This is a genomic window from Psychroflexus salarius (assembly GCF_900129035.1).
GTDB classification, from domain to species: domain Bacteria; phylum Bacteroidota; class Bacteroidia; order Flavobacteriales; family Flavobacteriaceae; genus Psychroflexus; species Psychroflexus salarius.
On sequence record NZ_FQTW01000008.1, the window covers coordinates 36,599 to 55,365 of the forward strand.

General features: G+C 32.5%; 20 protein-coding genes and 1 riboswitch. Of the genes, 7 read left to right on the forward strand and 13 right to left on the reverse strand.

The window, feature by feature from the left end; genetic code table 11:
• Positions 1-5 precede the first annotated feature (5 nt).
• Entirely contained in the window at positions 6-1,382 is a 1,377-nt protein-coding gene (locus BUB82_RS09665) for a cytochrome ubiquinol oxidase subunit I (protein ID WP_073193418.1), read from the reverse strand.
• 147 nt (positions 1,383-1,529) lie between these two features.
• Here BUB82_RS09665 and BUB82_RS09670 point away from each other — a divergent pair, with 147 nt between their 5' ends.
• Entirely contained in the window at positions 1,530-1,895 is a 366-nt protein-coding gene (locus BUB82_RS09670) for a hypothetical protein (protein WP_073193419.1), read from the forward strand.
• A gap of 47 nt (positions 1,896-1,942) precedes the next feature.
• Entirely contained in the window at positions 1,943-4,222 is a 2,280-nt protein-coding gene (locus BUB82_RS09675; protein ID WP_073193420.1) for a TonB-dependent receptor domain-containing protein, read from the forward strand.
• Positions 4,223-4,292: 70 nt separating this feature from the next.
• Here the strand turns inward: BUB82_RS09675 and BUB82_RS09680 are convergent, their stop codons facing one another.
• The 5 genes from BUB82_RS09680 to BUB82_RS09700 all read right to left on the reverse strand — a co-directional run bounded on the left by BUB82_RS09680 (position 4,293) and on the right by BUB82_RS09700 (position 8,898).
• Positions 4,293-5,549, reverse strand: a complete 1,257-nt coding sequence (locus BUB82_RS09680; RefSeq protein ID WP_073193421.1) for an NAD(P)/FAD-dependent oxidoreductase — start codon at positions 5,547-5,549, stop codon at positions 4,293-4,295.
• A 100-nt stretch (positions 5,550-5,649) separates the two neighbouring features.
• On the reverse strand, positions 5,650-6,330 hold the full coding sequence (locus tag BUB82_RS09685; protein ID WP_073193422.1) for an aspartate/glutamate racemase family protein: 681 nt from the start codon (positions 6,328-6,330) through the stop codon (positions 5,650-5,652).
• A 1-nt stretch (position 6,331) separates the two neighbouring features.
• Positions 6,332-7,099 (reverse strand): carbonic anhydrase, encoded by a 768-nt coding sequence (locus tag BUB82_RS09690; RefSeq protein WP_073193423.1) that lies wholly within the window; start codon positions 7,097-7,099, stop codon positions 6,332-6,334.
• A complete protein-coding gene (locus BUB82_RS09695) occupies positions 7,086-8,090 on the reverse strand; it encodes a c-type heme family protein (RefSeq protein WP_073193424.1) in 1,005 nt (334 codons plus the stop codon). Before BUB82_RS09695 ends, BUB82_RS09690 begins: the two co-directional genes overlap by 14 nt.
• Before the next feature lie 7 nt (positions 8,091-8,097).
• Positions 8,098-8,898: a sulfite exporter TauE/SafE family protein gene (locus BUB82_RS09700; protein ID WP_073193425.1), complete on the reverse strand. Its 801-nt coding sequence runs from the start codon at positions 8,896-8,898 to the stop codon at positions 8,098-8,100.
• A gap of 115 nt (positions 8,899-9,013) precedes the next feature.
• Between BUB82_RS09700 and BUB82_RS09705 the strand changes: the two genes are divergently transcribed.
• A complete protein-coding gene (locus tag BUB82_RS09705; RefSeq protein ID WP_073193426.1) occupies positions 9,014-9,463 on the forward strand; it encodes a GatB/YqeY domain-containing protein in 450 nt (149 codons plus the stop codon).
• Positions 9,464-9,541: 78 nt separating this feature from the next.
• Here the strand turns inward: BUB82_RS09705 and BUB82_RS09710 are convergent, their stop codons facing one another.
• Together BUB82_RS09710 and BUB82_RS09715 are read right to left on the reverse strand one after the other, a co-directional pair.
• Positions 9,542-9,916 carry a PUR family DNA/RNA-binding protein gene (locus BUB82_RS09710; RefSeq protein ID WP_073193427.1) on the reverse strand — a complete coding sequence of 125 codons (375 nt, stop codon included), beginning with the start codon at positions 9,914-9,916 and terminating at the stop codon, positions 9,542-9,544.
• A gap of 65 nt (positions 9,917-9,981) precedes the next feature.
• Entirely contained in the window at positions 9,982-11,739 is a 1,758-nt protein-coding gene (locus BUB82_RS09715; protein WP_073193428.1) for an ABC transporter ATP-binding protein, read from the reverse strand.
• A 152-nt stretch (positions 11,740-11,891) separates the two neighbouring features.
• On the opposite strand from BUB82_RS09715, the gene BUB82_RS09720 reads away from it, so the two are divergent.
• The 4 genes from BUB82_RS09720 to BUB82_RS09735 all read left to right on the forward strand — a co-directional run bounded on the left by BUB82_RS09720 (position 11,892) and on the right by BUB82_RS09735 (position 14,277).
• Positions 11,892-12,833 (forward strand): transcription antitermination protein NusB, encoded by a 942-nt coding sequence (locus tag BUB82_RS09720; RefSeq protein ID WP_073193429.1) that lies wholly within the window; start codon positions 11,892-11,894, stop codon positions 12,831-12,833.
• A gap of 45 nt (positions 12,834-12,878) precedes the next feature.
• The gene (locus tag BUB82_RS09725) at positions 12,879-13,355 is read left to right on the forward strand and encodes a DUF1573 domain-containing protein (RefSeq protein ID WP_073193430.1); all 477 of its coding nucleotides are present in this window, start codon (positions 12,879-12,881) and stop codon (positions 13,353-13,355) included.
• Position 13,356: 1 nt separating this feature from the next.
• Positions 13,357-13,653, forward strand: a complete 297-nt coding sequence (gene yajC / locus BUB82_RS09730; RefSeq protein ID WP_073193431.1) for a preprotein translocase subunit YajC — start codon at positions 13,357-13,359, stop codon at positions 13,651-13,653.
• A gap of 66 nt (positions 13,654-13,719) precedes the next feature.
• Positions 13,720-14,277, forward strand: coding sequence for a thioredoxin family protein (locus BUB82_RS09735; RefSeq protein ID WP_073193432.1), 558 nt, complete (start codon positions 13,720-13,722; stop codon positions 14,275-14,277).
• 50 nt (positions 14,278-14,327) lie between these two features.
• Here the strand turns inward: BUB82_RS09735 and BUB82_RS09740 are convergent, their stop codons facing one another.
• Genes BUB82_RS09740 through BUB82_RS09760 form a run of 5 tightly spaced genes read right to left on the reverse strand, consistent with a single transcriptional unit; the run spans position 14,328 to position 18,464 of the window.
• Positions 14,328-14,873 carry an HNH endonuclease gene (locus tag BUB82_RS09740; protein ID WP_073193433.1) on the reverse strand — a complete coding sequence of 182 codons (546 nt, stop codon included), beginning with the start codon at positions 14,871-14,873 and terminating at the stop codon, positions 14,328-14,330.
• Between the two features lie 49 nt (positions 14,874-14,922).
• Complete coding sequence (locus tag BUB82_RS09745) at positions 14,923-15,543, reverse strand: hypothetical protein (RefSeq protein ID WP_143185676.1); 621 nt, start codon at positions 15,541-15,543, stop codon at positions 14,923-14,925.
• A 1-nt stretch (position 15,544) separates the two neighbouring features.
• Positions 15,545-16,312 carry an ABC transporter ATP-binding protein gene (locus tag BUB82_RS09750; protein WP_073193435.1) on the reverse strand — a complete coding sequence of 256 codons (768 nt, stop codon included), beginning with the start codon at positions 16,310-16,312 and terminating at the stop codon, positions 15,545-15,547.
• Positions 16,312-17,331: an iron ABC transporter permease gene (locus BUB82_RS09755; protein ID WP_073193436.1), complete on the reverse strand. Its 1,020-nt coding sequence runs from the start codon at positions 17,329-17,331 to the stop codon at positions 16,312-16,314. The genes BUB82_RS09750 and BUB82_RS09755 overlap by 1 nt, the downstream gene beginning before the upstream one ends.
• Complete coding sequence (locus BUB82_RS09760) at positions 17,331-18,464, reverse strand: ABC transporter substrate-binding protein (RefSeq protein WP_073193437.1); 1,134 nt, start codon at positions 18,462-18,464, stop codon at positions 17,331-17,333. The genes BUB82_RS09755 and BUB82_RS09760 overlap by 1 nt, the downstream gene beginning before the upstream one ends.
• Before the next feature lie 62 nt (positions 18,465-18,526).
• A riboswitch (cobalamin riboswitch) is annotated at positions 18,527-18,743 on the forward strand.
• Positions 18,744-18,767: the final 24 nt, after the last annotated feature.

Consider the following 18,767-nt stretch of genomic DNA (forward strand, 5'->3'; position numbering starts at 1 on the left):
ATATTTTATTTAGTAACTACTTCAGCTATTTCTTTATTTAAACTACCATCATCAAAGTTAATATCACTGTCAGGACCGCTTTTAATTTTCTTATTCATTAAGTAAATGAATAAAAGAAATAAAACGAAATAAACAACAAAGAATAAGATTAATGAGAATAAGACCTGATTGGCTTGTACGCTTTTAGATAAAGCATCAGAAGTTCTTAGTAAACCGTAGACCACCCAAGGCTGTCTGCCCATTTCAGCCGCAAACCAGCCAAATTGATTGGCTAATTGTGGCAATAGTGCTGTAAAAACAAAAGTCCATAACAACCATTTTTTCTGAAAGAGTTTGCCACGTTTCCACTGCCACAAAGCAAATAAGCTTAAAGCAATAAGAAACATGCCAATGGCCACCATTAAATGATAAAATTGAAAAACTGCGTTGACTTGTGGTGGTTGGTCTTCTTTTGGAAATGCATCTAAACCCGTTACAGGTGTTTCAAAGTCTTGGTGTAACATAAATGAAAGTCCTCCAGGTACTTTTAAACCGCTAACTTCTTTATTTTCTTTATTTACCCAACCCAGCAAGTATAAATCTGCTGGTGCAGATTTTTCAAAGTGGCCTTCCATAGCGGCCAACTTTGCAGGCTGATTAACAGCAACGCCTTCAGCAGAACTATGACCTGTAAATAATTGAGCTAAAGAGGCAACAGCTGCAACAATTAAAGTTATTTTGAATGCTTTTTTTGATAAGAATACAAATCGCCCTTTTAAAATATAATAAGCATGAACACTTAAAATTAAAAAAGTTCCTGCTAAAAATGCACCAAGCCAAACATGCGTTAATCGATCTACAGATGAAGGATTAAAAACCATAGCCCAAAAATCGACTATTTCTGCTCTGGCTTGCATTCCTTCGCCTACAATATGATAACCAGCAGGCGTTTGTTGCCAAGAATTGGCTACAACGATCCACACTGCAGAGAACATCGAGCCTAAAAAAACAGCCCAAGTAGCTACTAAATGTACCCAAGGTTTTACACGATTCCATCCAAAAAGCAAGACACCTAAAGCACTACTTTCTAGAGCAAAGGCAAAAATACCTTCAGCAGCGAGTGCACTACCAAAAATATCACCAACATAACGCGAGTATGTTGCCCAATTGGTTCCGAACTCAAATTCCATAACAATACCAGTTACCACACCAATACCAAAAGTAATTGCAAAAATTTTAGTCCAAAATTTAGCAAGAACCTCATATTCTTTAAGTTTAGTACGCAAATACATACTTTCAAAAACGACCATGATTAGACCAATACCAATACTTAGAGGCGGATAGATATAGTGAAAAGCAACGGTAAAGGCAAATTGGATACGTGAGAGAATTTCTACATCCATAACTTTTTTTTTACAAAATTAAAGCATTCTAATTCCTTTGTCGGGTAACTATTGTTACAGACGAAGTAAATTTAACATTGGTTATATTGTGACTTTAGTCACAAAAGAAATTCCAGAGCTTTGTATCTTTGCAATAGAAATAAATCAATGAAAAATAAAGCCATCTTATTAGTTATTTTAATAAGTCTTTTTACTTTAAAGAGTGGCTTTTTAATGTCTTATTATTTAGCGTTCACTAACAATTTTATTGAAAACTTTTGTGCTAATAAAGACCAACCAGAATTAGAGTGTGATGGAAAGTGTTTTTTGTCTAAAATGCTAGATAAGTCACCAACTGATGATCACACAAGTTCTTTTAAGTTGTTTGTTGAAAATGAGCTTATTTATGTCTTATCACTTAATTCACTTTTTGGTTTTGCGCCAGTAGAGCCAAATTCTTCAAAATTTGCATACATTAATTTTTATAACGGCAGGAGCTTAGATAGCTTGATTAAACCACCAGAACTATTGTAGATTTTTCAGGATTCTATAATAATGTTTAATCAAGTAATTAAAAACAAATGAAAAAATTGTATTTAGCAATGTTACTGTTATGTACAGCAGTAAGCTTTGCTCAAACTCGTGTATTTAAAATTGTAGATAAAAACACACAGAAAGAATTAACTTCGGCCTATGCCGAAAACACAACAACTAATGCTATAATTTATGCTACTGCTGAAGGCTTGGCACTTCAGGTACAACAAAGCTATCGCATTAAAAACTTAGGTTATCAACCAGTTGAGGTTGAAATTACTTCAACTACTCCAAAAATTATAGTGCTTCAGCCAAAAGTAAATAGTTTAGCTGAAGTTCTAATTACAGGTAATCGGCTTCAAGATCCTGTAATGACTATGGTAAAGCCAGATATTTCAAAATATGTTGTTCAACCAAAAAATGTAGCTGATTTATTTTCGGGACTAAATGGGTTCTCGTTAATAAAACGCGGTAATTACGCTATAGATCCAAGCTTTAGAGCAGCTCAGTACGAACAACTCAATATTCAATATGATGGAGGCACTAAAGTTATGCATGCATGTCCTAATCGTATGGATCCTATAACTAGTCACGTTTCACCAGAAGAAATTGCTAAAATTGAAGTTATTAAAGGTCCGTTTAGTATGCGTTATGGCGCTACTTTTGGTGGTGTTGTGAATTTAGTTACGCAATCAGCTCAAAACTACAAGCAAGGCGTTTCTGGATCTGTATCTTCAGGTTATGAAACCAATGGAAATGCTTTAACCACAATGGCTAAAGTGAATTACGTTGATGAAAAGTTTGATTTAGGTGTCAACTATGGTTACCGCGATTTCGGTAACTACGAAGATGGCTCTAATACCGAGATACCAAGTAGTTTTAGAAGTATTGATTACGGCATAAATTTAGGTTATAATTTTACCGAGCAACAACGACTTCAACTTAATTGGCGTCAATCATTTGGTCGTGATGTTTTACATGCTTCTTTGCCTATGGATACAGAATATGACGATTCATCTATTGCTTCTTTAGATTATCATATTAAGGAATTATCTGAAGGTGTTAATGCTTTAAAATTTAAGTTATATTATTCATTTGTTGACCATTTAATGACAAATGAAAATAGACCAAATCGATCAATAGTTGAAGCAAGTTCGCCAGTAGAGTCCATAACAACTGGCGGTAAATTAGAAGTTGATTGGCAATTATCTGAAGAAATTCGAGTATTTAGTGGTTTTGATGCACAACTATTAGCTAGAGATGGTTCACGAACACGCGTTGTTAAACAAAACATGATGGGAATGCCGTTACCTGAAGCTCAGGTATTTGTAGATAAAATTTGGCAAGATTCTTATGTTAACACGTTTGGTTTTTTTAATGAAGCCAAATGGAAGCTTTTAGAGCAAACATCTTTAACATTGGGAGCAAGACTTGATTTAGTAACTTCAGATATTAAGGATCCAGAAGCCGATTTTGAAGACTTATATCCTAACTTAGGCGAGCGTGAAGAATACAACTTCAGTTTTACAGCATCTTTAACTCAAGATTTAAATGAATATTCAACATTAGAGTTTGCCTTTGGTCGCGGTCTTCGATCAGCTAATATGATTGAGCGATATATCAATCATTTTTCTGTAGGTTCAGATCCTTACGAATATATTGGTAACCCAAATCTTGACGCTGAAGTTAATAATCAATTTGAAGTTAAATATGCTTCTAATTATGCAATTAATCATGGCTTTTTTAAGGGAATAAGTTTCGAAGCATCTGCTTATTATTCAATATTTGAAAATTATATTGCACCATTGATAGACACAAGTCTAAATCGGAAATATATGCCAAATCAAGAACCAATTCATCCAAAAGTGTTTAGAAATTTAGATGACGCTTATAAATACGGTTTTGAAACTAGTTTTAACTTAGCTTTACCAAACGATTTTAATTTAAATTGGCAATCTGCTTATGTTATGACCAAAAATGAAGATCTTGATGAAGCTTTACCATTAACGCCGCCATGGCGAAACAGGTTTACATTGGCATATACCACCAATACATTTTGGAGTGAATTAGCTTATCAAGTTGTAAGTAAACAAGATGAACTTTCAACCTCTTTTGGTGAAGTTGAAACGTCAGCGTGGCAAACATTAGATTTTAAAGCTGGTTTAAATTATAAATCTTATCAATTTGGTGTAGCTGTACTTAATATTTTTGATGAATTTTATAATAACCACCTCAATTTTGCTTTTACTAATCAAGATGGTTTTTCAAGACGACCAATTACTGAACCAGGTCGAAATTTTAGCGTATTCGCCAAGTATAAATTTTAGATAAAAATGGTTTGCACAAAAAAAGGTCAACTAATCAGTTGACCTTTTTGTTTTTTAGGTTGAAACTAAATTAAACAGCTTCCCCTTTCATCATTTTATTCCAGTATAAATAAGGTAGTCCATATTTTTTAAGCATCCATAATCGCCAATGTTCCTTAGCAGAATTAAAAACTAGCATCTGCTTGAGTTTTGGATCTGGTGTAAAATTACCTTCATAATCAAATTCTGCAAGCGTCATTTTACCATAACCGGTTACTAACGGACAAGAAGAGTAGCCTTGATAAGAATCATTATTCGCTTCTTGATTACTCATGAGTTTTAAAATGTTGTCAACTAAAACAGGTACTTGCTTTCTTATGGCTGCACCAGTTTTAGCCGTAGGTAAGCCAGCAACATCACCTAGCCCAAAAATAGTTGGATATTTATTATGTTGAAGTGTATTGATATTGACATCAAGCCACCCATCTTTATTGGCCAATTCAGAATCACGAACAAATTTTGGTGCAGCTTGAGGTGGAGCGATATGCAGCATGTCAAATGGAACTTCTATATTAGCTACCCCGCTAATTTTTTCACCAATTTCTTTAGATTCATTGGTTACACATTGGTTTTCATCATCTCCTGTGTATGAGAAAATAATTTTTTTGTTTTTTGCATCAATATGTCTTGGTGCATAAAACGGTTTGAACACCATACCGTAACGTTCTACAACTCTAGTTAAAGTATCACGAATAGGCTTAACACCAAATAGCACTGAACCAGGCGTAGCAAACACAACTTTAGAGTCGATTTTGTTTTTTCTAAAATAATCTGCAGCTAAATAGGCAATTTTTTGTGGAGCTCCACCGCACTTTATAGGAGTTGTAGGTTGAGTGAAAATAGCATTACCACCTTTAAAGTTTTTAATGACTTCCCAAGTGTGTTTAGGGTCGGTATAATTACTACAAACCACACCTTTACCTAAAGACTCTTCAAGACCGTCAATTTGTTTAGGGTCCATAACTAAACCTGGAGATACAACTAAATATTTGTAACCAATAGAACCATTGTTTTTGGTTTCGACAATGTTTTCTGTAGCATTAAATTTCGTGGCATAATCCTTAATCCATTTAGCGCCTTCCGGAATTAAGTCTTTCATTGGTTTAGCAGTATCTTCATAATTGTAAGTTCCTGCACCAACTAAAGTCCAAGCTGGCTGATAATAATGGGTGTCAGCTGGCTCTATGATAGCAATGTCTAATGTTTTGTCTTTTTTTAGAAGTTGCGCAGCCGTCATGATGCCGCCTGTACCACCTCCGATAATTAAAATATCATGTGATGAGTTCATAAGAAGTTTTATTTAAAATTTAATAAAATTATGAAAAATCTATAACGTTATATGTAACTAAAGTTACAATTGTTTAGCTTATCCTTAAGCAGATGGCTTTTTATTTATTAAGAATAAAATTAATAGCTGATTTTATATGTAAATCGGTAGTTTTTAAAAAAGGGACAACTGATTTTTCATCTTTTAATAGAATTGGGAGTTCTGTGCAGCCTAAGATAGCAGCATCAATTCTTTCTTGATGTGTTTTTATGAGTTCTTTATAAAATTGTTTAGCTTCAGATGTAAACTGGCCTTGTGTGAGTTCTTTAGAAACGTAATAATGAGACTTATTAATATTACTTTCAGAAGGAATGACAATTTTCAAACCATAGTTTTCTGCTAGGTAATCTTTCAAAAAAGCTTTGGTAGTTGTTGGTTTATTACCAAGTAGTAATAAAGATTTGTAGTTGTATTTTTTGGCTTCTTGACCTATAGCGTCTGCAATGTGTAAAAATGGAATATCAATTTTAGGTTGTACAAATTCAACAGCCATGTGAGGTGTGTTAGCGCAAATTATGATTGCTTCAGCACCGGCTTTTTGTAGCTTTTGAGCAACTTTTAGATAAGTAGAGTTAATCTCATCAATATCTTGCCGTCTCATAACATCTATATTAATACTATAGATTAGTAACTCAGGATTAGCATCAAAACCAATTTGTTTACTAACACCTTCGTTAATCAACTTATAATATTCTAAAGTTGAATGATAAGAGGTACCGCCAATGAGTCCAAGTAGTTTCATATCAAAAATGACTTAATTTAATGATTCTTCCATTCTGAGGTTTATGGTCGCGATAATTATTAATTGGCATAAAACCTCTCAGAAGTTCTACTTGAGCTTCAGATACATTAATTGGTTCTTTAAATACAAACCATGTCACATTTTCTGTGCAAGGCGGCGTGGTTAAAGAGCCTTTATAAGTAAAATAGTTTTGGTTTTCAGGTAGTGTAGATTGTATATCAAAACTTTTATTAATTAATTTTGATTCATCTTGTTCTAAGGGTAAAAAGCGCTCAAGAAATTCAAATGGTTCACTGTTTTTTCCTTCTTTTGCCATGATTCCTAGAACACATATTTCTCCTTCTTCAGAGGTGTGAACCAAATGTATTTCAAGTGGATAACGCACACCTTCAATTAAGTGTTCTGCTGGTTCATGAAAATGAAATTGAACTAAATTAAAACGTTTGTCGTTATAAATTAAATAATCTCCTTTCTCAAAATTGTATTTTATGGTATGTCCATTGTTTTCTACACTATGAATTTTCGTACTATCTGCATAATGTAAATCAAGTGGGTTTAGATTTTTGTCTTCGCTGAAGTTAACTAAGTTTATTGGAGATTGAAATAATCCGCTACATTGATTGTTTTTTTCTAGTTCGTCCCAATGTTCAGGTCCTGTTTCGCCTTCGTAGCTCCAATGGTTTTGATTAGCGTTTTTGTCAGTTGCACTTTCAGTACCACAACTTGTTACTACAATCAGGATAAGAAATATAGATTTAATTTTGTTCATCACTTTTAAAACTTATGCTCCAAATTCCTCTAACTTCGTTAGTTTGGTAACCAACTGCCTGATCTTTAGGATACAATTTCAATATTTTATTGTAGTCGCTTTTTGCAATTGTTTTATTTGGTGTACCATGGCATTTTAAACACATATTATTGGTTACAATAGGATAATAAAAGTTAGTTTGGCCATTATTTTTTTCTACAATTGGTTTGATGTCTTCACTGTTAGCTAATAAAGACTTAAACGTTTTAATATGTTTTACCTCTATGTTACTGGCAGCGTTTGAAGGATTTCTTGGCTGGTCCGTAACACGTTTGATTTTGACATTATGATAGTTAGCCATCGAGTCGGTGAGTGGTAAAGCTTGTTCGTTACAAAAACTTAAAGCATGACTAACGCCTTTTTTCTGAATAGCTCCCATTAAATTTTGACCTAAGACAGCTTTTGTAGATTTAGCATAATGCATACCTCTTTCTGCATCTGTTTTTGGTTGTGATTTACCCAGTTTTTTTTGTTTGCCTTTTTTTCTTCCTTTGCCCTTATGCTGTTTAAAATCACTTGGTTTTTCAATATTGTAATTATATAAATAGTGTGCAATAGCATTAATATCTTTCTCTTTAAATACTTGGTAAGGCATGAGTCCAAATTTGTCTATTGCGCCTTTCATGATTGCTTTCTCTTTAGTTGGCTTCTCTAAAAATGTCCATATTTTAGCCGTAAATTCTTCTTCTGAATTATATTTTTTTAGATAATGATTTTTAATTGCGATAAATGGAGGTGCAATCCTGTTTTCTTTTTTAGCTTTAGGATTATGGCAAACATAGCACTGATTTTCCATCAAAGTTTTCCCTTTAGAGGCTAACTCAGTTTGCGCTATTTCAGCTTCAGAAACATCTACATATTTATTATTTTCATTTGCTTCAGTTTTAGTTGAAGTTTGACAACTCACTAGTGCTAATGAAATTACTGAAATCAGGCTTAATATTTTATTCATGTTTAAGTTATTTAGTGAATTCTTTAAAGATAATGTAAATTCCCATGACTAAGACAAACCAGCCAAAGCCTTTCTTTAGTTTTTTACCATCAATAAATTTGTTAAGCCAAATGCCGATGAAGATACCAACAACTGAAAGTGCTGTAAAGCTTAAAAGGAAATTCCATTCAATTTCAAGATTCTGAACATCGCCAATAAAACCAATTAATGATTTTATAGCGATGATCAACAATGAAGTTGCCACCGCTTTTTTCATAGGTAATTTTGCTAAAATCACCAGTGCAGGAATTATTAAAAATCCACCACCAGCTCCAACAATTCCTGTTAATGTACCTACAACAAAACCTTCTATAATAATTAATGGATAGTTGTATTGTATAGTTTGGTGCTCATCTGTTGCCTTATTTTTACTCTTTATCATTGAGTAAGATGCTAATATCATTATCACAGCAAAAAAGAGCATGATGGCAATATTCTTAGTAATTAAAAAACCACCAACACTAAATAACTCATCTGGGATAAACGGGATTAAAAATTTACGAGTAACATAAACCGCAATAAAAGCAGGAATGGCAAAGACAATAGCTGTTCTAAAATCTACTAGTTTTTTTTGCATATTTCTAAACGCACCGACCAAAGAAGATACACCAACCACAAAAAGTGAATATGCCGTAGCGATTACTGGGTCTTCAGATAATAAATATACTAAAACAGGAACAGTTAATATAGAGCCGCCACCACCAATTAAACCTAAAACGAGCCCTATAATTAAAGCGCCAACGTAACCAAGAATTTCTATAATTTCCATAGTAATTAAATAAAATTCAAAATTAACTTTATTCTTCAGTAGTAGCAGTAACATTGGTTACAGTGCACTTTAAATACAACAAGTCTTTGCGTATATTTGCTAAAAATAAGCAATTATGTCTCTAGAAAAACAAGTTATGGAAAAAATGAAGGCGGCTATGAAAGCTAAAGATAGCGTCGCCTTAGGATCTTTAAGATCGATAAAAAATGAATTATTAAAAGCCAAAACATCTTCAGGTTCAGCTGAAGAATTGAGTGAAGCTGAGGAACTCAAGCTATTACAAAAGTTAGTGAAACAACGTAAAGAGAGTGCTCAAGTTTATCAAGAACAAGGTCGTGAAGATTTAGCTGAAGCTGAATTGAGTGAAGCAAAAATTATTGAAACTTTTTTACCTGAACAATTATCTGAAGAAGAAATTGAAGCGAAAGTTAAAGCAATAATAACTGAAGTTAATGCTGAAGGTATGAAGGATATGGGTAAAGTTATGGGTTTAGCCTCTAAGCAATTGGCTGGGAAAGCTGATGGCAAAACTATTTCTAAGCTTGTAAAACAGCATTTATCGTAAAGGCTTTTAGCTATTTCACATAAAAACAAAACCCCAAAACTTTAGTTTTGGGGTTTTGTTTTTAAAAAAAGTAGATTTTTATATATCGTCAAACTTTACATCAGTAAAAGCTTTTGTTTCTTCTAAAACATTTTCATGACTAAGGTTGTTTTCTTTTTTGAAGTCACTTTGATGTCGCTCACTAATCACTTCTTCGCCTTTTTCATTAACAATAAACTGTGTGGCTTCTTCTAAGGCTTCTTTAAACCCATCAAAATCTTCTTTGTAAAGATAAATTTTGTGCTTTTTATAAAAAAATGAACCATCATCATTTGTAAACTTTTTACTTTCAGTAATTGTTAGATAATAGTCATCTGCTTTTGTAGAACGTACGTCAAAAAAATAAGTTCTTCTACCAGCTCTAATCACCCTTGAAAAGATGTCGTCATTCTTCATCATGCCTTGATCACTCATAATAATTTTTTGATTTGTTTAAGTGTCAAAAATCATAAAAAAAAATAAAAAAAACCAAGCTTTACTTAGGTTTCTTTTTTGGTAAGTTGTTTTTCGTAAAGCGACTTATAATAACCTTTAGTTTTAACAAGTTGGTTGTGAGTGCCTTCTTGAATAATTTTGCCGTTGTCTAAAACCAAAACTTTGTTTGCAGTTCTAGCTGAAGAAGCTCTATGGCTTACAATTACAGCTGTTTTTTTACTTGAAATTTCATTAAGGTTGTTAAATATTTCTTCTTCAGTTTCGGTATCAACTGCCGAAAGGCAATCATCAAATAAAACAATATTAGGATTTTTAATAATAGCTCTAGCGATAGAAACACGTTGTTTTTGCCCACCTGATAGCGTGATGCCTCGTTCACCTAACACAGTATCATAAGATTTACTGAAGTTTTTAATATTGTTGTGAACTGCAGCATATTTAGCTGCTTTTATAATATCATCTTCAGTGGCATCATGTTTTCCAAATTTAATATTCTCTCGTATACTTTCACTAAACAAAAATGCATCTTGAGGTACATATCCAATTTGCTTTCTAAGTTCAAATAAGTTAAAACTCTCAATGGGCTGATCATCTATTAAAATTTCGCCTTCAGTGACATCATAAAGCCTGCCGATGAGCTCAAGAATGGTTGATTTTCCTGAGCCTGTTTTTCCTAAAATTACCAAACTATTTCCAGGTTCTAAAACAAATGAAATATTTTTTAGCGCTGTAATATTGGTATCTTCGTAAGTGAAGCTTACGTTTTTAAATTCAATTTTGCCTTTAATTTTTTGATTTCGGTCTGACGTATTTTTAACACTTGGTTTTTCACTTAAGAATTCGTTTATTCTAACTTGAGAGGCTTCAGCTTGTTGAATCATAGAGGTAATCCAGCCAACTGATGCCACAGGCCAAGTAAGCATATTTACATATAATATAAACTCAATTATTACACCAACGCTTTCAATTTGGCCATCAATATATTGCTGCCCACCTACATAAATTACAATAAGGTTACTAAAGCCAATCAATAACACCATTAACGGGAAAAATATGGCTTGAACTCTAGCTAAGTCTACATTCTTTAAATTACTTTCTTCAGCTAAACCTTTAAAGTCGCTTTTAAATTTAGGCTGAATACCATAAGATTTTATGACTGCAATTCCGCTAAAACTTTCTTGCGTAAAAGTGTTTAATCGGGATAAAAATTGCTGTACAATTGTACTACGTTTATTAATAGCGACACTTAATCTGTATATAGCAACCGATAAAATGGGCAGAGGTATTAAAGTGTATAAAGTAAGCATTGGTGCAGCACTAACCATGTATGAAATAACCACAACAAACAAGGTTAAGGTTTGTACACCATACATTAAAGCGGGACCAACATACATTCTTACTTTTGAAACGTCTTCAGATATACGATTCATTAAATCACCTGTTCTATTTCTCTTATAAAAATTAAGTGATAAGTTTTGGTATTGTTCAAATACTTCATTTTTAAGGTCATATTCAATAAAGCGAGATACTACAATAAAGGTTTGCCGCATCAAAAATGTAAAAATGGCTGAAGCCAAAGCGGCTCCAATAATCAATGCAATATTCAGCATTAATTCATTTTTAACGACTTCTAAATCAGTAATTTCATTATTCAAGTAGCGTTCAATAACCGTAGTAGAGTTTCTGATAAGTTGTGGTGTAAAAATGGCAAACACACGAGCACCAATTGTAATGATAAGCCCTAGCAATAGTCGCCACTTATACTTGTAGAGGTATTTATTAAGATGCTTTAATGCTTTCAACTGGTTTAATTTGTAAGACTGCAAATGTAATATTATTCAGTTTAGCGCTATTGCTACTAACATAAGTTTAATAGAGAAGTTGACTAAAAATCTAATAAAATTGAATTACTCTTATTTTAAATCTTATTTTTGCAAACTGAAAATTTTATTAAATGCTTACAAGACGCCATATTCGTGCTAAAGTTATGCAATCTATCTATGCCTTTAATAAAGGAAATAGAGAAGTGATGCAAACAGAACAAAAGTTTCTAAAGAAAAGCATGAAAGATATGCATGACTTATTCTTGCTTAATTTAAGTCTATTAGTTGAAGTTAAAGAAATAGCTTCAAACTATTACGAATTAAGTAAAAAGAAGTTTTTAGCAACCGAAGCCGATCGCCAACCTAACTTAAATTTCACTAATAATAAGCTAATTCAAAAGCTAGAAGATGAGTCTAACTTGTTTGATCTTTTGTCTAATCGAAAGTTAAATCAATGGAAACATGACGATGAGGTTCCAAAACAAATTTGGGAAGATTGTTTAAAAAGCGAGTTTTATTCAGATTACAATTCTCAAAAACAATCATCATTTAAAGATGACAAAAATTTTGTTATTGAATTATTCAAAAAGATCATCGCTCCAAATGATTTTTTATACGATTATTATGAAGATAACAAGCTAACTTGGATAGATGATTTCCCGATTGTTAACACGAGTTTAGTTAAATTTTTGAGTAATATTTCTGAAGACGATGAACAAATTAAAGTTCCTCAACTTTTCGCTAATTTAGATGATGAAGATTTTGCCAACAGATTATTTACAAAATCTTTACTGTTTAATGAAGAGTTTGAAACAGCTTTAGTAGGGAAAACACCAAATTGGGATAAAGACCGAATTGCAGAGCTTGATCGGATATTAATTAAAATGGCGCTTTGCGAATTCACACAATTTTCAAGCATTCCTATTCGAGTAACAATTAATGAATATTTAGAGTTAGCTAAAAATTATTCAACGCCTAAAAGCGCAACATTTATAAACGGTGTGCTTGATAAACTATCTAAAGAGTTTGAAGAATCTGGAAAAATTAATAAAATAGGACGTGGATTGATGTAATCATCGTTTTTTTTATATTTTTGAATAAATTTAAATTTAGTAAAAATGAAAAGAATTTTTTTATCATTATTAGCCGTTGGTGCATTGAGTTTAACCTCATGTAAACAAAATGCAGCTGAAGAAGTTGATACTAAAAAAGCAGAAACAGCAGCAGTACAAGATTCTAAAGAGCAAAAGTTTCCAGAAATGCAGTTCGATGAATCAATGCACGATTTTGGAACAATTAATGAAGGCGATATCGTAGAGCATGTATTTACATTTACCAATACTGGTGAGGCGCCACTTGTAATTACAAACGCAAAAGGAAGTTGTGGTTGTACAGTACCTACTTATCCAAGAAATGAGCAAATCATGCCTGGCGATAAAGGTGAAATGACCGTAAAATTTAATTCTAATGGTAAGCCTAACCAACAAATGAAAAGCATTAGAATTACTGCCAATACAGAAAAAGGTACTGAAACTCTAAGAATTAAGGCTTTTGTAAATCCTAAAAATCCTAAAGCTGGTTCTCCAGTAAAATAATATGGAGCAATTACAAAGTTTTTTACCTTTAGTCTTAATATTTGTTGTGCTTTATTTTTTCATGATTAGACCACAAATGAAAAAACAAAAGCAAGAAAAAAACTTTATTAATGACATTAAAAAAGGTGATCGTATTGTTACAAAAAGTGGTTTACACGGTAAAGTAGCAGATACTAGTGAAAAGTTAGATGCTATTATTATCGAAACAGGTTCTGGGAAAATGACTTTTGATAAGTCAGCGATTTCTCTAGAATTAACAAGTAAACTAAACAATCCTAAAGAAGATAAAAAGAAATAATCTTTTTTTGAGATCTAAATTTACATAAGCTATCTTTAACGAGATAGCTTTTTTAATTTTTAAACAATGGCATTAACAGAATCAAACCCAATTGAAATAGGCTTTAAAGCACCAGACTTTACATTACAAGACAGTGTTTCTAATGAAGTTTTTGAACTTTATAAAGATTTACGCGGTGAAAAAGGAACTGTAATTATGTTTATATGTAATCATTGTCCTTATGTTGTGCATGTGATTGAAGAATTAGTCCGTATAGCCAATGATTATCGTGTTACCGGATTTAGCTTTGTCGCTATTTCGAGTAATGATATTTTAAAATATCCTCAAGATTCACCTCAAAAAATGTATGAATTTGCACGAGAACATGATTTTCCGTTTCCATATTTATATGATGAAACTCAATTAATCGCAAAGGCTTATCAAGCTATGTGCACACCAGATATTTATGTATTCGATAGAGACCTTAAGCTAAATTACCACGGACAGATAGATGACTCGCGACCTCAAAACAATATCCCAATTTCAGGGACTTCATTAAGGCAAGCTTTAGACTTTATATTAAGTAATAAGTCGCCTATAAAAACTCAAAAACCTGCCATGGGTTGCGGAATTAAATGGAAATAAAAAGCCTCTAAGTAAGAGGCTTAAATTCAAATTTATCGGTTTAAGTCAAGTTAAATTTTAACGTGAGTCCAGTTTTTTCCTTTTTTGATGCGGTAAAGTTGCATTTCAGAAATTTGAAACTTTTTTGCTAAATCACGCATTTTATATTTGCGGTTTGGACTATTTAGCATGCGCTTAATTTTTCTAACATCATCTTCGCTTAGCTTAGAATTTTTGACCATCTTAGACTTGGCTAGCCATTTAGGGTTTTTAAATTGATGTTTTTCTTTTTCTTTTTTATTAGCCCATGCCAAGTTAGAAACGTGATTATTTTGCTTATCGTAGTCTTTATGAATCACAAAGATTTGATCGTCTCTTTTATCTAAAAAAGTTTCAGCAATCAATTTATGTAAATATCTGGATCTATTGCCGCCAGCTTTTAAAGTGATACTTACACTTGCGTAACCGTTTATATTACCAAGCTTTACGGGCCAAGTTTTACCTGTTTTTTTTATTCGTCTTGCGTCACCGAGATTAGAGACTTCAATGCTCTGATTTTCTTTAAATTGCGGTTCAAGTTCAACCGTTCTCCATTCTTCTTCTTGATTTTTAGTCATGATTTAAAATTTTGGGGTACAGACAAATATATATAAAAATGAAATATAATTAAACAATTGATTTAAAGAATCTTAAAAAAAATAGTTTAATATGATATTTTATGTAAGTTTTTGATTTTAACGCTGATGCGTTGTGATTATGTTTAAAACTATCTAAGGCATTTTGAAGATCACCTTTAGCTTCAATAAAGTCCCAAAATGTCTTAAAATCATTTTCAATATGATCTATATCAATCACCAAGGTATGCTTTTGCTTATTGATAAAATTTTCAATAGTCGTTGTCATATTATCTACAAAATCAGTTGAAATTTGCTCTATTTGCTTTGCATTAAGTTTTTCGGTTGGTGTTTTTTTTATACCGTCACAGTAAGCTTTAAAAATACTATTCGGGTAATAAGTTCTCTTGGTAAAACTTTTGGCCACTTTAGCAGAATCACGTTTAAGGTAAATATACTTGGCTTTGTTGCCATAGTATTTTTCAAGTCGTCCTAAATCCCAAATTAATCGGTTATCAGCCTCGATGTGTTGATCAGGAAACTCAAAACGCTCTTTACCTAGTAAGCGTGATTTTGTTTCGTGTCCACATGTGAAATTGGTTATGTGTTTGCAAGCTTTTATAAAACTTACTGAACCAGACCTTCCTGTACATAAAATGAAAATATGAGCCATATTATAATTTAAATAGTAATTGATTTTCATCAAACTTAATCATGTTTGAAGGAAACAATTGATTTAAAATTCCAGTAGAAGCTAATTTTTTTGGTGATCCGAAATGTGTTGAACCCTCATGAATCAAAATAATCTTATCACAAAGTTGAAGTGATAAATTTATTTCATGCGTTGCGAAAATAACCGCTTTATTCTTTTGTTCACTAATATTTTGCAACAGCTTAAAGGTTTGTATCTTGTGATACATATCTAAATGTGTTGTTGGTTCATCTAAAATAATGAGTGGTGTTTGTTGGGCAATAACTCTCGCAATCATGACCTTTTGAAACTGACCATCGCTTAAGTTGCTACATTTTGTGTTAAGTGGTTTTGTTATACCAACATCTCTTGCGGCATTTACAATTTGTTTTTGGTCTTCTCGGGTTAATTTTCCAATCCAATTTGTGTAAGGATGTCTACCAAGCGCAATCACTTCAGCTATGCTTAATGTTTTATTGATATTTTGATTGGCATACACTAATCCCATTTGTCTTGCCCTTGACTTTAGGTCGTAAGATTCAATAGGTTTTCGATTCAAAAAGACTTTTCCGCTGATAGCTGTTTCCATTTGCGAAATTGTTTTCAGTAGCGTTGATTTTCCAGCACCATTAATACCAATAACACCAATTAATTCACTTTGATTCACAGCAATATTGATGTTATTAATAATAGCAGAATTTTGGTAACCTATACTTAGATTTTCAGTATGTAAAATCATTTTACGCTCCATTAAAAACGAATGTATTTTTGTTTCACTAATAACCAAATAACCACTGGCGCACCTATAATTGATGTTACAGCGTTAATAGGTAAACTCAATTCAGAAAATGGTAATTGCGCTATACTATCGCAAAGTAGTAGGAGAGAAGCGCCAAACAAAACAACACTTGGCACCAAAATAATATGATTAGTTGTTTTAACTAATTGTCTAGTCAGGTGTGGCACAGCTAAACCTATAAATGCAATAGGTCCCGTAAATGCTGTAATTGCGCCTGCCACTAAGCAAGTTGCCGTAATTACTAATAAACGGGTTTGTTTAATGTTAATGCCGAGGCTAGTCGCGTAGTGTTCACCCATCAGCAATGCATTAAGTGGCTTAATTAAAATGATGCTTAACAAAATACCTAAACCGCAGCAAATACTTAATAAACCGATTTCAGACCAACTAAGGTTTCCTAAACTTCCTAAAGACCAAAATATGTATTTTTGAAGTTCATCTGAACTACTAAAAAATGATAAAACATTTACAATAGCACTTGTAATGCTTGAAAACATCAATCCGACAATCAATAGAGCCATGGTGTCTTTTAGACGTTTAGCTGTGGCTAAAATTGAGAGCATAACTAAAAAACTTCCCAAACTAGAGGCTAAAACAATCACCCAACGTTCGCTGATTTCTGCACTTAAAACAAAACCCAAACTTGAGCTACCCAAAACAACCAAGGCAACACCTAAACTTGCGCCACTGCTTAAACCTAAAACATAAGGTCCAGCTAAAGGGTTTCTAAAAAGTGTCTGCATTAAAAGTCCGCATAAGGATAAGGCACCACCAACCAAAATACTCGTGATAGTTTTTGGTAATCTGTAATTTTGAATAATATATTGCCAGGTCTCGTTATCAAGTGTTTGAAAACTGAGCGCTTTTAAAACCTCTAAAAATGGAATATAGACTGAACCTAAACTTAAACTCAACAATAACAAGGCAACAAAACAGAAGCTTAATAATAAAATTGATTTTGAAGTTTGCATTATTGAAGCGGACTAAAAAAATGAAGATTGTAATTAGGTAATAATTCAGGATGAAAAATTTTCACTAAGTCTTTTAACACTAAATCAGGCCTGTTAGGTGCAAGCTCGTAAAATAAAACACCACCAGTTTCACCTTTCTGTTGAGCAACGCTGTAAACTGTCTTTTTGCTAAAGGCTTTAAATTTTTTATAATGTGGCTGGTCGTTTAGCATCGCTTCATAGCTTGTATAACTCCCTGGAGATATCCAAATATCGGCTTCACTGGCTTTATTTAAAACACTTTCAAAAGCCAAAGCTAAGCTTCCAGAACCAGATATATTTTTATACATATAGTTAGCATTAGCGTCTTTAATAAATTGTGCTTGCCAACTTGTTCCATTTGGTAAATACCATTTATCATTATATAAACTACCGGAAATCACTTTAGGTTTATTTTTAGCAGTCTTGGCCAATTGTTTAGTTTTATGATAAGCATTTTCTATGGCTTCAAATTGTTGTTGTGCAAGTTTATTTTTATTAAACAAGGCGCCAAAAAACTTGATCCATTCGGCTTTTCCTAAAGGTGTAGATTCTACCCAATCGCCATTATATAAAATAGGAATTCCAGCTTTTTCAAAAACAGAATAAGCTTTATTTGCACCATCAACACTAAAACCTACAAAAACATCTGGATTGAGGTTTAAAATGAGTTCGGTGGTAAGTTGTTGATTTTGGCCAACATCGGTTATTTTACCAGCTTTAATACGTTTACGAGCTGCTTTTGAAGAAATAAAATCAGTATTAGGAAAGCCGACTAATTTATTCAAAACACCTAAACTCTCAGCCGAAGGAATATGTGTTGTAGAACTTAGTATATAGCTTGAAATTGGAGTTGAAATGACTGCATCAAAATTTCCTTTATCTTGTTCATGGGTTGAAGTATATTGTACTAAATAGCGATAATTTTGTTTACTATTAGGCCATGGTTTTTCAACTTCTATAATGGCAAAATCTTTGTAAACTTCAATTGAAAATCCTTTGGCATGCTTGACGGAATAGCCTAATTGTTTTGATTCAATTTTAGTAGTTTCTTTAGAAGAATTTTGGCAGCCAAGTACGAAAGCAGTACATAAAATGTAAAAGAAATATTTCACTAACTTTTTTTAACAAATGTAAGATTATTTCGAGTTATGATTAAAATTCAGAAGCTTTTGTTTACTTTTGTTACGAATTTGGTATGCTGAATTAGGGTTTAATTCAGCAATTAAAAGGGAATTTCGTTAAAATCGAAAGCTGTTCCCGCAACTGTAAGCTATGTGCACTTAGTGCATGTTTTGTAATTAAAAAACTTCAATAACCACTGTTTCATATAGAAATGGGAAGGTTTTTACAAAAACGCAAGCCAGGAGACCTGCCATATTCTTAAATCAAGTCATAATCTTCGGGATAAAGATTGT